13 protein-coding genes and 1 riboswitch are annotated in these 13863 nt (G+C 36.9%); of the genes, 10 read left to right on the top strand and 3 right to left on the bottom strand.

Translation table 11 applies throughout. The annotated features are described in order from the left end of the window. The first annotated feature begins 163 nt into the window (after positions 1 to 163). The gene (locus C7H19_RS14810) at positions 164 to 1822 is read left to right on the top strand and encodes a response regulator (protein ID WP_106457661.1); all 1659 of its coding nucleotides are present in this window, start codon (positions 164 to 166) and stop codon (positions 1820 to 1822) included. Here C7H19_RS14810 and kefC read toward each other — a convergent pair. Continuing rightward, positions 1806 to 3722 carry a glutathione-regulated potassium-efflux system protein KefC gene (gene kefC, locus C7H19_RS14805; protein WP_106457660.1) on the bottom strand — a complete coding sequence of 639 codons (1917 nt, stop codon included), beginning with the start codon at positions 3720 to 3722 and terminating at the stop codon, positions 1806 to 1808. The genes C7H19_RS14810 and kefC overlap by 17 nt on opposite strands. Before the next feature lie 134 nt (positions 3723 to 3856). Between kefC and C7H19_RS14800 the strand changes: the two genes are divergently transcribed. Next, positions 3857 to 4246 (top strand): coiled-coil domain-containing protein, encoded by a 390-nt coding sequence (locus tag C7H19_RS14800; RefSeq protein WP_106457659.1) that lies wholly within the window; start codon positions 3857 to 3859, stop codon positions 4244 to 4246. 23 nt (positions 4247 to 4269) lie between these two features. On the opposite strand, the gene kefF is transcribed toward C7H19_RS14800, so the two are convergent. Continuing rightward, positions 4270 to 4902, bottom strand: a complete 633-nt coding sequence (gene kefF, locus C7H19_RS14795) for a glutathione-regulated potassium-efflux system oxidoreductase KefF (RefSeq protein ID WP_106457710.1) — start codon at positions 4900 to 4902, stop codon at positions 4270 to 4272. A 232-nt stretch (positions 4903 to 5134) separates the two neighbouring features. Between kefF and C7H19_RS14790 the strand changes: the two genes are divergently transcribed. Both C7H19_RS14790 and C7H19_RS14785 read left to right on the top strand, forming a co-directional pair. After that, positions 5135 to 5794, top strand: a complete 660-nt coding sequence (locus C7H19_RS14790; RefSeq protein WP_106457658.1) for a hypothetical protein — start codon at positions 5135 to 5137, stop codon at positions 5792 to 5794. Between the two features lie 89 nt (positions 5795 to 5883). After that, a complete protein-coding gene (locus tag C7H19_RS14785) occupies positions 5884 to 6855 on the top strand; it encodes a hypothetical protein (protein WP_106457657.1) in 972 nt (323 codons plus the stop codon). A 168-nt stretch (positions 6856 to 7023) separates the two neighbouring features. Here C7H19_RS14785 and C7H19_RS14780 read toward each other — a convergent pair whose 3' ends face one another. Next, complete coding sequence (locus tag C7H19_RS14780) at positions 7024 to 7266, bottom strand: DUF4926 domain-containing protein (RefSeq protein ID WP_106457656.1); 243 nt, start codon at positions 7264 to 7266, stop codon at positions 7024 to 7026. A gap of 282 nt (positions 7267 to 7548) precedes the next feature. Here C7H19_RS14780 and C7H19_RS14775 point away from each other — a divergent pair, with 282 nt between their 5' ends. From C7H19_RS14775 to C7H19_RS14750, 6 genes are all read left to right on the top strand, one after another. Next, positions 7549 to 8565 (top strand): AAA family ATPase, encoded by a 1017-nt coding sequence (locus C7H19_RS14775; protein ID WP_106457655.1) that lies wholly within the window; start codon positions 7549 to 7551, stop codon positions 8563 to 8565. After that, positions 8562 to 9833 carry a vWA domain-containing protein gene (locus C7H19_RS14770; RefSeq protein WP_106457654.1) on the top strand — a complete coding sequence of 424 codons (1272 nt, stop codon included), beginning with the start codon at positions 8562 to 8564 and terminating at the stop codon, positions 9831 to 9833. Before C7H19_RS14775 ends, C7H19_RS14770 begins: the two co-directional genes overlap by 4 nt. Before the next feature lie 128 nt (positions 9834 to 9961). Then, positions 9962 to 10306, top strand: coding sequence for a type II toxin-antitoxin system HicB family antitoxin (locus tag C7H19_RS14765; RefSeq protein ID WP_106457653.1), 345 nt, complete (start codon positions 9962 to 9964; stop codon positions 10304 to 10306). Positions 10307 to 10324: 18 nt separating this feature from the next. Beyond that, positions 10325 to 10750, top strand: a complete 426-nt coding sequence (locus C7H19_RS14760) for a type II toxin-antitoxin system VapC family toxin (protein ID WP_106457652.1) — start codon at positions 10325 to 10327, stop codon at positions 10748 to 10750. A 5-nt stretch (positions 10751 to 10755) separates the two neighbouring features. Beyond that, a complete protein-coding gene (locus C7H19_RS14755; RefSeq protein ID WP_106457651.1) occupies positions 10756 to 12015 on the top strand; it encodes a HEAT repeat domain-containing protein in 1260 nt (419 codons plus the stop codon). Positions 12016 to 12062: 47 nt separating this feature from the next. After that, positions 12063 to 13586, top strand: coding sequence for a HEAT repeat domain-containing protein (locus tag C7H19_RS14750; RefSeq protein ID WP_146136521.1), 1524 nt, complete (start codon positions 12063 to 12065; stop codon positions 13584 to 13586). Positions 13587 to 13765: 179 nt separating this feature from the next. Next, positions 13766 to 13861: riboswitch (TPP riboswitch) on the top strand. Positions 13862 to 13863: the final 2 nt, after the last annotated feature.

Here is a 13863-nt window from a genome sequence, read left to right as displayed (position 1 = left end):
AGGGTGTAGTTATTAGTAACCTATAGATGGAATTCTATTCATGCTAAGTTGTTAAAGATATCTTTTGTTTTGATGACTTATATAATTTTTGTGGGTATTCATTAGTAAACACGGAGCATATAGCCTCTGTCTTAAAAAACAAAACTTTATGATCTAAAATCCTATGCAACCAGAATCTAAAGTTAACATTCTTTTAGTTGACGACAACCCCAACAATTTATTAGCACTAGAAGCGATTTTAAATCGTCTTGAACAAAATCTGGTCAGGGCGACTTCGGGAAAAGATGCACTAAGATGTTTGCTGCGACAGGATTTTGCTGTAATTCTGCTAGACGTGAAGATGCCGGAAATGGATGGTTTTGAGACAGCGACCCTCATTCGAGAAAGAGAGCGATCGCGTGATGTTCCGATTATATTTCTCACCGCTTACAGTCGCAATGAGCAACAAGCTTTTCAAGGATACGCCCTTGGTGCTGTAGACTATTTAGTAAAACCGCTAGATCCAGAAATATTACTCTCAAAAGTAGCTGTTTTTGTCGAATTATTCAAGAAAACCGACCAAATTAAACAACAAGCGGCTCAAATTGCCCAACTCAATGCACAATTAGAACTTAGGGTCAAAAAACGGACGGCTGAACTAGAAGCAGCAAACCTGCAAAAAGATGATTTACTGGAGCGAGAACAGTCAGCGCGGGAAGTAGCAGAAGCAGCAGAACAAAGATTTAAAGATTTAGTAAATGGTTTAGATCATGCGATTTTTTGGGAAGCAAACGCCAATACGCTACAATTTTCGTTTGTTAGTCAAAGTTCTCAAATGTTGTTAGGTTATCCTTCTAATAACTGGTTACAAAAACCCGATTTTTGGGTTAATTTGATCCATCCTGATGAACGGGAAGAAATATTAAAGTATCGTCTGCAACAAATTACACAAGGGCTTGATCATGAAATTCAGTACAGATGTATTAGTGCTAATGATCAGATCGTTTGGCTCCGTGATAAAGCTTATTTAGTCCGAGATGAGGACGGAACTATCTTAAAAATACGCGGTCTTTTGCTGGATATTACCGATGCTAAAGAAGCAGAAACCGCATTAAGAACTCATGCGGATGAATTGACTTATTTAACGACGGCTCTCACCCAAAGCAATATTTTACTAGAAAAACGCAATAAAGAACTCGATCAATTTGTTTATGCAGCTTCTCATGATCTAAAATCTCCACTAAGAGCGATCGCAAATATTGCACAATGGATTATAGATGATCTAGAAGGACAAATAACAGCAGAAACGCGAACCCATCTCGAACTACTCCAAGGACGAGTTTACCGTATGGAAAATTTAATCGATGGTCTTTTGCAATATTATCGCGTTGGACGATCGCAAATGAGTACAGAAACGGTAGACGTAGAACAGTTACTTAAAGAAGTCATTGATAACTTAGCTCCTCAAGACCATTTCACTATCGAAATAACCTCACCAATGCCGACTTTTTCTACGGTAAAACTTTTATTACAACAAGTGTTTACTAATTTGATCAGTAATTCAATTAAACATCATGACGGCGTAACGGGAATTATTAGAATCATGGCTCAACAAGAAGGGAATTTTTATAAATTTTCCGTTGTTGATGATGGGCCTGGTATTGATCCCCAATTTCATGAAAAAATCTTTGGCTTATTCCAAACTCTTGAACCCCATAGTAGTCACAATACAGGAATTGGTCTAGCTTTAGTCAAAAAAATTGTTGATGGCGAAAAAGGAAACATTAAGGTAGACTCTCAAGAGGGAAGCGGAACAACAATACATTTTACGTGGCCTGTTTAATGTTATTCTGCTCATTGATTTCTCTCTTTAGTTCTGTAATATCCCAAGCGCGATCGATATCTTGTTTTAATTCTCGGTCATCGGTACGCAATAATTGTTCTAAATCTTGGGATAATTGTCGAGAACGGGCGATTATTTGCGCTTCATCTCCTTCTAATTGCGCCACTTCGTACATCGCTTGGATATCGTGTTCTTTAAACATACGAGCAGTACGATAAGCTTTATAAGAACGAACTCCTAATAATTTTAGGGCTTCTACTCCCATATCTAAAGATGATGCAAAGGTTTCGCGTTCGATGACATCGACTCCATGTCGGATCAGTTCGTAGGCGTGACGACGGTCTAAAGCGCGAGATAATATTTTAAGATGGGGAAAATGTTTATGGACAAGTTCGATCGTCTGGAGGATTTTCTCACGATCGTCGATCGCAATTACAATTAATTTAGCTTGTTCGGAACCCGCCGCACGAAGTAAATCTAGACGAGACGCATCACCATAAAAAACTTTCCAACCAAAACGCCGCAATAATTCGATCTGAGTCGCATTATGTTCTAGAACGGTAATCTTAAAGCCATTAGCAATCAATAAACGCCCTACAATCTGCCCAAAACGTCCAAAACCAACGATAATCACTGGATTTTCCGTCTCATCAATTTCATCGGCTTCTCGTTCTGGAGTCGCACGAGTCAAAAGTGGCTGTACAAATTTATCATTAATTAGAGCCAGTAGCGGTGTAACAATCATCGAAAACGCGACGACTGCAACTAACGGCCCTGCAACATCCGAGGTTAGAACTTTATTCTGTGTCGCAAAGGAAAACAGAACAAAAGCAAACTCACCCCCTTGAGCGAGAAAAAAGGCAAAAATTAGATTCTGACTTAGCTCTATTTTGAAGAATCGCCCTAAACCAAATAAAATGACAAATTTGACCAAAGCCAGCCCAATCACCAGTCCTAGAATCAATAAAGGCTGACTGAAGAACAAATTAAAGTTGATACTAGCCCCTACAGAAATGAAGAATAGACCTAATAATAAACCTTTAAACGGTTCGATATCGCCTTCTAATTCGTGACGGTATTCATTATCGGCTAATACCACACCTGCGACAAAGGTTCCTAAAGCGGGTGATAGTCCCACCTGTTGCATCGCTAAAGCAATACCAATGACGAGTAATAAAGCAGTTGCGGTGAAAATTTCTTGTAAACGTGTTGTTGCAATGATACGAAATACTGGACGCATCAGAAAACGACCCGCCACAATAATTCCACCGACTACACCAATAACCAGTAATGCTTGTAATAATGGTGGTAAGCTTGTACTATTTTCGGTCGCTGCAACAAAAATCAGACCATTAGCGGCGTGAGAAACAGGATTTTTCATCGCCAACAAGGGCATCAGTGCTAAAATCGGAATAACGGCGATATCTTGGAATAATAGGACAGAAAAGGCAGATTGTCCCGCTTCGGTTTTCATCAGTCCTTTTTCTTTGAGGGTTGAAAGTGCGATCGCAGTTGAGGACATTGATAAAATCATACCGACGGCTATTGCCATTTGCCAAGACAGTCCAAAAATCATTCCTAAAATAGCCACCAAGATTGTTGTTACACTAACCTGTAAACCCCCTAAACCCAATATCGGCATCCGTAAGCGCCATAATAAAGAGGGTTGCAGTTCCAAACCGACCAAAAATAGCATCATCACGACACCAAATTCAGCGAAGTGCATTACATCATCACTTTTTTCTTGTCCAACAAAACCGAACCCAAATGGGCCGATAATTACACCAGCAATGAGATATCCTAAAACCGAACCGAGTCCTAATTTTTGAGCTAGTGGAACCGAGACAACAGCAGCAACGAGATAAATAAACGCTTGAAAAAAGAAATCTTCACTTTGCATAAATGGGTCACTCTACAAGAGTTATGAATAGTAAATAAGTAGGTTTTAGATACATAATATAGGTAGTAATCCCTTAAAGATGCAAACTCCCTTTAGACTGGAAAAATCTTTAACTATCATGGAGTTTATCAAAAATGTCTACAGTAACAGAAAACGATTTAAGAGAACTTAAAGACTTAATCAATAGTCGGTTTAGTGAGTTAGACCGCAAAATAGATGGAATAGACAAAAAACTAGACATACATATCGTTCGTACTGATGAACAGCTAAAAGCGATTAATAATACGATCGCACAAATGGATAAAAAAACCGAGCAACGCTTTGATGATATTAACAAACGTATTGATGATACTAACAAACGCTTTGATGATACTAACAAACGCTTTGATGATACTAATAAACGTATTGATGGAGTTAACGCACGTCTAAATACTATCACACTTGGCTTTTTTAGCATCATCGGGATTTTAGTTACAGGTTTATTGGGAATTATCGGAAAAGTCGTATTTTTCCCAAATCCTTGAATTACAGTAATAAGTAACTTTACTCATTGTGCTTGATGTGCTGGTATTTGAATAACTTGTTCTAAGTTTTGATTAAAATAATAAAAAGCTTTAAGACTTTCCCAATCAATATTATTATCTCGCAGTGCCATCAACACATTACGATAGTCTGTTGCATATTTATCAAATTCGTTGTTTTCCTGTAGTTGATGGGTTCCATACACCACAAAAGGCGGTATATATTCCATCCCACATAGATGTGCAGTTTGTTCAAAAGGTGCAAGGAGTTCTCGAATTGTAAAATAGTTATATCCTTTGCGACAATAAGCAGGTTCACCCCCACCAGTTGTAATAGCACTTAAAAACTTTTTCCCTTTTAAAGCAGTTCCCCGATGTCCATAAGCAAAACCATGTTCTAATACTAAATCTTGCCATTCTTTTAGAATAGCTGGACTACTATACCAATAAAACGGATGATGAAAAATAATAATGTCATGAGCTAATAACAAATCTTGTTCAATCTTTACATTAATCTGAAAATCGGGATAAGTTTCATAAAGATCATGTACAGTAACACCCTCTAAACCTTGAACAGCGCGAATCAAATGTCGATTAATCCGTGACTTTTCAAGAGCCGGGTGAGCAAATAAAATTAATATACTGTTTGAACTTCTCATAACTTTATCTATCCGCATTCGATACGCAAAAACAATCTTATCTTTTTTTTTCGATTTTGGATTGCAGACACACCTAAAATATCAATCTTTGTTTTCCATTGAGTAGAATATAGCTATAACCACCCTAACTAATTGTCTCATTCCCTTAATTTATCTATAATTTGGCTTTGAATCGAATTAGCTCGATTTTATTATAACCAGCACGACAAAAATTATTAAGACGACAAGATCGATGAAATTATCATTAACCCCTCAACAAGAAGCGGTGTCTATAAAAACCAGTTCTGAACGTTTACAGAAATTAGCAATTTTGTATGCTCAAGATCAAGAGATTTTAAAAGCTATAGCAACTAATCCTAACACACCACCAAAATTATTACTCAAGTTGGGGGCAAAATTTCCGCAAGTCTTGTTAGATAATCCCATGTTTGATCTTTTACTTTTAGAAAATCCTAATTTAATCTCAGAACTGAATATCGTTATTCTCAAAAAACTACTCAAACTTAAACCAATACCAGAATTTATTTTAGAAGGAGCCGCCAGACATAAGGATAGAATAAAATTAGCCAATGATCACAATACACCTATAATCTTTTTAGAAATTCTAGCTAAAGATTCAGATACACAGGTACGATCAAATGTGGCAGTTAATAAAAATACCCCCCTTGAGCTTCTAGAAATACTCGCCAAAGATCCAGATACACAAGTACGATCTAATGTGGCATCCCATCGCAATACATCTGAGAGTATTCTAGAATGTCTAGCAAGCGATCATGATGTACAAGTACGATGTCGGGTTGCATCTCATCCCAAAACTCCTAAAAGAATCATCAAACAACTTGCTCAAGATACCGATGCCAAAGTTAGACATCGAGTTGCGTATTATCACTGATTTGAAATTATAAATTCTATCAGTATAATTGAGCTAGTCTCGCACTGAGTACTAATCAGTCAAAATAAGTATAGATTTAGTAATGCTCAATGGATAGTTTTTTAACACCTGAACAAGAAGCAGCATCACCGAATACATCTTATAAACGATTAGAGGAATTAGCCTATGAAAGTGATGATTTAGCTCTTTTAGTAGCACAAAATCTTCAGACACCAGCAAATCTTATCGAAAAATTAGCTTGTCTGTATAGTAAGGAGCTTTACGTAGAAAGACGCTTTATACCTAATCCTAAATTTAATCTTGATATCCTACGGGTGATTACTAATCATCCAAATACTTCTTTTAGAAGATTACTATTATTAGGTTCGGACTTTCCACAAGAAATGTTAGATAATCCAGTATTTAACTTATCGTTGTTGGAGAATTCAGCTTTGATTAATATAATTCCTTACCACACACTTCAAAGCCTATGGACATTAGAAATAGTACCCTCATTTGTGAAGCAGGCGATATTAAATCACAAAGAGAACTGTCAAATAATCAACATCGCCAAACAACCAAATCTACCGCTTTTTATTTTAGAAGTTCTGATTCAGCATAAATGTTTACAAGTTCGTTGTGAAGTGGCGAAGAATCCCGATACACCTATCAGTATTCTAGAAATCCTCGCTCAAGATGCTGATGTAACAGTTCGTAGTGAAGTAGCGAAGAATCGATATACACCGAGCAATTTGCTAGAAATTCTTGCTCATGATATTAATGGAGGCGTTCGTTGGAACGTGGCAGAGCATCCCAATACACCTGTTAGGATTCTAAAAATCTTCGCTTATGATGCTGCTGAAAATGTTCGTCGTGCAGTAGCAAATCGTTTTAATACACCTGTCAGTGTTCTAGAAATCCTCGCTTATGATGCTAATGAATATGTTCGCTATGACGTGGCACATCATTTGCATACACCTGTTAGAATTCTAGAAATCCTCGCTCAAGATGATAGCGAAATGGTTCGTCGTGTAGTAGCAGAACGTTTCGATTCGCCTTTCTATGGATCTATACCGTTCTAGAAATCCTCGCTGAAGATGCGGATTCAAACGAGCGTATTGCAGTAGCAAGGAATTTATAAATTACCCATTAGTGTTCTGAAAAACCTCGTTCATGATTCTGATGATTGGGTTCGTGATATAGCAGCTAGAAGGAGATAAATAATTTTTCTAACATCAAGCACAAGCATTCTAACTTTTTATTAAAGAGCAAACCGATAAAATTTCATTCTCTTTTAAAGATTCAACGGCAGATATGGGGACAATAATAACGTTAATCGATTCTCCAACCGCGTTAAATATCTCCAAAACATATCCATCTTCGCCTTGTTCGGGGTGAGGAACGAGAGCGTTTATAGTGGCTATATCTCCTTTAACTAAGTTATATTCAGGAAAATCCCGATTTAACGAGACTTTTTGATATAAATCAAGCATTTATTTTCTTCTCCTTTTTCGGTTTAAGTGTAATCTCATTAGTCAAGTCATATTTTATATATAGCCTTTCTCTATTAAATAAAATACAGATAATTTGTAGGAGTTTAAAAACCAAACCCAAAAAGTGTATCTTCTTAATTTAAGAAATGCAATCGCTCTGTTATTATCAGCTAAATATCGGATGGCGAGTTTTAATTGTTCTGGGTTATCTTGGGTAAAGCCACCTTGAGCTAGAAATCAGGAATTTTTATACTTGACTTATTTTTTATTCTATTATCCTAAATGACTCCCTCTGCACTCAAAACCTATCTAAACAGCCTAATTACCCATCAACTCTATCTTAGTACGATGATTTGGGGTGCGCCTGGAATTGGAAAATCTAGCATTGTTTCCCAAGTTGCCAAAGCAAATAACCTAGATTTTATTGATTTGCGTCTGAGTCAACTTGCACCCACAGACTTACGCGGTTTACCTGTTGCGGTTCCCGATGAAGACGATACCCAAAAAGGTATTTCTACTTGGTATCCTCCCGAATTTCTCCCGCGCAAAGGAAAAGGTATATTATTTCTAGATGAGTTAAATATGGCACCTCCAGTCATGCAAGGAGTCGCCCAACAGTTAATCTTAGATAGACGTGTGGGGAGTTATCAAGTGCCTGAAGATTGGTTCATCTGGGCTGCGGGAAACCGTAAAGAAGACCGTGCATCGGTGTTTGAAATGCCTGCACCTTTGGCAAACCGTTTCTTGCATCTATCTGTAGAACCTGACTTCGATAGTTTTAAACTATATGCGTTTGATGGAAATATTGATGAGCAAATCGTTTCTTTTTTGGCTTATCGAACTCCATTATTACACAAATTCGATCCGCAACAAAGTTCTTGGCCTTCTCCTCGTTCTTGGGAAATGGCAAATCATCTACATCGCGCTAAAATCGATATTGCACCCGCAGTTGGAGAAGGTGCGGCGGCTGAATTTAATGCTTTTGTGAGTTTATATCGCAATTTGCCCAATTTAGAGGCTATTTTACAAGAGAAAGGAACGGCGATCGCTTTTCCTGATGAACCTTCTATCCGTTATGCGACGACGATTGGACTCGCAATGAGAGCTAATGATGTGAAAGAGTTCTATCATGCTTTTACGTGGTTAGTGAAAAAAGCAACGGCTGAATGGGTACAGTTATACGCGGTTGATATGATGCGTCAGATGCGCTCCAAAGGGCAAATCGGAGCCTTAGCAGTGTTAATCAAACAAGATGCCAAATTACAGAAGTTTTTCAAGGATTATCAAGACTTATTATGACTTTAGATATCGATAAGCTGATTAGTTCCTTTCGGTTGCGGATACGGATGAAGTCACCTTTTTTCGCTACTTTATCCTTATTTGCTCATTTTAAACCTACTTACCATCATTCAACGGCGGCCACAGATGGAAAAGATATCTTTTTTAATCCTGATTTTTTTGCATCTTTAACCCCAGTTGAACAAGAAGGGGTATTGCTTCATGAATTGTTACACGCTGCCTTACTTCATGTGACCCGTCGCGGACAAAGAGAGCCTATTTTATGGAATATTGCCGCAGATATTATCGTTAATGGATTAATTGCCGAGCAAAATGTTTTTACTTTACCCTCAGATGCGCTACGCGAACCAAAATGGGAAAAATTGAGCGTAGAAGAAATTTATACACTTCTAATGCAGCAAAAAAATCATCCTAACTTACCCAACTTCGATTTACTGAGTTATCCTCCTGAAGATGCTCAAGGAAATGGTGATAAGAGTTCTAAGTCTTCATCAGATGACAATAGAAGTTCCTCTTCTCAAGATAGTCAAGGAAAAGATGATAAAAATTCTAATCATTCATCAGATGCTCAAGGAAATTCTAATTCTTTATCAGATGACAATAGCAGTCTTTCCCAAGCCAAACAAGAAGCTTTGAACACGCACTGGAAAAATGCCCTACAACAAGCAACCCTTATCGCTCGTTCAACAAATCAAGGGAATTTACCCGCAGGTTTAGAACGGCAACTAAAAGAATTATCGCAAGCTCAACTCGATTGGCGCACCTATCTCTGGCGGTATTTGGTACAGACACCAACAGACTTTCAAGGATTTGATCGCCGTTTTGTTGGAAGAGGGTTATACTTAGATACGATCGCAGGAGAATCAGTACAAGTGTTTGTAGCGGTTGATACCAGTGGTTCCGTCGGTGAACAAGAATTAAAACTCTTTTTGAGTGAAGTACAAGGAATCTTAGGGGCTTATCCGCATCTCAAATGTAGTCTATTTTATACCGATGCTGAGGCTTACGGCCCATATTCTTTGACTTCAGATTCATCCATCCCGCAACCTGTCGGGGGTGGTGGAACTTCCTTCGTTCCGTTTTTTAATAAAGTTGAATCAATTAGAGATATCGATACACAGGGCGTATGCGTCTATCTTACTGATGGTTATGGAGAATTTCCGACAGATATACCTAATTTACCTGTCTTATGGGTTGTTACACCAGGAGGATTAGATTTAGAACAATTTCCCTTTGGTGAAGCAGTACGGTTACTGAACCATTTTTAGTTAATAAAATTAATGCAAAATTTAGGATTTAAAAATAAATTTGTAGGGGTTTGGTCGCCAAACCCAATTTATACTTAAAAAGTGAATGTCAAAGTTATCATAAGAAAAAATGATTAAAAATAAAAACGATGAATCCTAATCCTTCTACCGCAACACCACCACAATCGACAACACTTACATTACATATCTTACTAGAACGAACTGAGGTCGGAAAAACGATCGCATCTATTTTAGAATTACCAAATTGTAGTGTAGAAGAGCCAACTGATGAACAGGCAATAGAAAGCCTAAAAAAAATGGTTGCTTCTCATTTAGAAAAGATAGAAGTCATCCCCTTAAAAATCGAAATTCCTCAATCTCAACAAACCGAAAAACCCTGGATGAAGTTTGCAGGAGTATTTAAAGATGATCCAGATTTTGATGAGATTGTGGAAGAATTAAGAGCAGAACGTAATTTAATGGATGATGAGTAAATAAGGTAAATTTACTAAATGATTTGGGTACTGGATACAGATCACGTCTCGCTTTTGTTACAAGGAAATCAAGCAGTTTTATCAAGAGTAATTAGACATTATCCTAATGTAGCAATTACAATTGTCACAGTTCAAGAAATTTTTAATGGTTGGATCATTCGGATTAATAACCCTACTCAAACTACTAATTTAGTTAGACTTTACACTAATTTATGGACAGCAACAGAATATTTTAAGGGGGAGAGAATACTTAATTTTGATGATAATGCTAATGCTTACTATCAACGTTTACTGAATGAAAATCAGCAGTTGAATAAAAAAAGATTACAGAAAGATTTAAGGATTGCAGCGATCGCTCTGTCAGTGAATGGAATTATGGTTACTCGAAATCAACGAGATTTTTCTCAAGTTCCAGATTTAATTATAGAAGATTGGACACAATAAATACGATGGATAGGTTGAGACAAGACGATTGTAACTATTTAATAGAAGAAGCTTTAACTACAGAATCACCTGAAAGATTACAAAACTTTTTGAAATTGGCAAAACAGTACAAAGAGGGTAAGGCAATTCTTCGAGCAATCATGACTAATCCAAATACACACCCAGAGATGTTATTAAAATTAGGTTCCGATTTCCCACAAGAATTATTAGAGCATCCAATTTTTAATTTATTGCTATTAGAAAATTCTATAGAATTAGTGAAGACAATGCCTTATGAAATAAAAGTTAGCTTACTTGAGTTTCATGATACTCCTTTCTCGATTCTAAAAATTATAGTTCATAGTTTCAATTTTAGTATAGTTATTCGCCTTGAAATGGCACGCAATTTTAATACATCTGTCAGTATTCTGGAAATTCTAGCTCAGGATACTAATAACGATGTTCGTCAAAATGTAGCTAAAAATAGCAATACACCTAAAAATGCGCTCTTTATTCTGGCACAAGACCTCGATAAAAATGTTCGTAGAAATGTAGCACGTAATCCCAACACACCAGTCAGTATTCTAGAAATTTTGGCTCAGGATATTAAGAAAAATGTTCGTTATGGTGTAGCACGTAATCCCAACACACCAGCCAGCATTCTAGAAATCTTGGCACAAAATACTAGAAATGTTCGTTATGGTGTAACACGTAATCCCAACACACCAGCCAGCATTCTAGAAATCTTGGCTCACGATACTCATAAAGATATTCGTAAAGGTGTAGCACGCAGTCCCAATACACCACTCAATTTGCTGAAGATTTTAGCACAAGATCATTCTAAAAATGTTCGTAATGGTGTGGCAGTAAATCCTAATACACCAGTTAGCCTTTTAGAAATCTTAGCTCACGATACTCATAAATATGTTCTTACTGGTGTAGCATGGAATACCAAGACACCTATAAATTTGCTCTTTCTCTTGGCGCAATATCAAGATCCTAATGATGATGTTCGTACGACTTTAGTCCGAAATCCTAATACACCAGCCAGCATTTTAGAAATCTTAGCTCACGATACTAGGACACGTATTCGTGCAGAGGTGGCACGGTGTCCCAATACACCAGCCAGCATTTTAGAAATCTTGGCTCACGATACTGAGATATATATTCGTATATTTGTAGTACGGAATCTTAATACACCAGCCAGTATTTTAGAAATCTTAGCGCAAGATTCTAATGTAAATGTACGCCATGAGGCGAAAATAAATCTCAATCGTAAAAGATGAATTTTTTTAGTTATAGAAGATTGGACACAATAAAACCTAGTATAAATATGATGGATATTCCTAAACACGACGATTTAAACAGTTTACTAGAAGAAGCATTAACTACAGAATCACCTGAAAGATTGCAATACTTGTTAAAGATAGCAAAACAGTACGATGAGCGTGATGCAATTCTTCGAGCAATCATGAATAATCCAAATACACCCCCAGAGATGTTATTAAAATTAGGTGCAGACTATCCACAAGAATTATTAGAACATCCAATCTTTAATTTATTGCTGTTAGAAGATCCTGCAAATTTAGTGAAGGCAATTCCTGAAGAAACAAAAATTAGCTTACTTGGGTTTAATGATACTCCCTTCTCTATCCTAAAAGTTATATTTCAGAATTTTAGCAGAAGTATTCGTATTAAAATCTCATGGATTTCTATCAATAAAGCTCTGATCAGCCAAGTTGAAACTCAGGTGCAAGATCCTAAAGACTTTAATCCTGCGGTTTTAATATGGAATAGCAAAACAATAGCCAGTGTTCTAGAAATTTTGGCACAAGATCCTGATGATAGTGTTCGTCAAGGTGTAGCTGAAAATATAAATACCCCTATAAATTCGCTCTTTAAGTTGGCGCAAGATCCTAATGATTATGTTCGTCAACGTGTAGCATGGAATTCTAATACATCAGCCAGTATTTTAGAAATATTGGCACAAGATCCTAATGATTATGTTCGTCAAGGTGTAGCATGGAATCCTAATACATCAGCCAGTATTTTAGAAATATTGGCACAAGATAATTTTGATAATGTCCGTCAAAGTGCAGCATGGAATTCTAATACACCAAAAAGAAGTATAGCAATCTTAGCTCAAGATGCAAATAAAGATATTCGTCGAGGTATAGCAAGCAATTCTAATACACCAATTAATTGGTTACAAATTTTAGCTCAAGATTCTGAGCAAGATGTTCGTTCACAAGTAGCAAGCAATTTTAATACACCAATTAATTGGTTACAAATTTTAGCTCAAGATTCTATGCAAGATGTTCGTTCACAAGTAGCAAGCAATCCTAATACACCAATCAATTGGTTACAAATTCTAGCGCAAGAGCGTGATGATTATGTTCGATCACAAGTAGCGATAAATCCCAATACACCATCCAGCATTCTGGAAATCTTAGCTCGTGATATTAATAAAAATATTCGTCAAAATGTCGCACTAAATCCCAAGATCCCTATTAATTTGCTTTTTAGACTGGCGCAAGACCCCAGTAATGATATTCGTACTGGTGTAGTCTGGAATATTAATACACCACCTAGTATTCTAGAACTTTTGGCTCAAGATACTCATGCCTATGTCCGTCAAAATGTAGCACGTAATCCTGATACACCAGCTAACATCTTAGAAATTTTGGCTTATGATACTAAGGTACAGATTCGCACAGATGTAGCACGTAATCCTAGTACACCACCTCACATCTTAGAAATTTTGGCTGACGATAGCGACAAATATATTCGTCAAAATGTAGCACTAAATCATAAGACATCTATAGTGAAATCTCTAAAAATACTGACAAATCTCTAAAAAAGATGTATGCTACCATTTTGAAATTTTTTCTGATCCTTGAAAAAGCTTACCGAAAAATCAAACAATTTTTTAGTAAGTCATTTACTCCTAGTCTTGTTCACCAACTTCACGCTACAGACTAAATCTAATGACATTCTGTGCAAAATCAAACTACCCTCTTATTGATGTTACAATCCAGACATAGCTAGGGGTGCCTAAACAGACGGGCTGAGAAATACCCTTAGAACCTGAGACTGGCTAATACCAGCGTAGGGAAGCTGTTTATAGAGGATAA

Origin of the sequence: Aphanothece hegewaldii CCALA 016 (assembly GCF_003007785.1) — a bacterium.
Lineage (GTDB): Bacteria > Cyanobacteriota > Cyanobacteriia > Cyanobacteriales > Microcystaceae > Chroococcus > Chroococcus hegewaldii.
The sequence above is the reverse complement of the archived record's forward strand: the minus strand, read 5'-3'. Positions and strand labels throughout refer to the sequence as shown.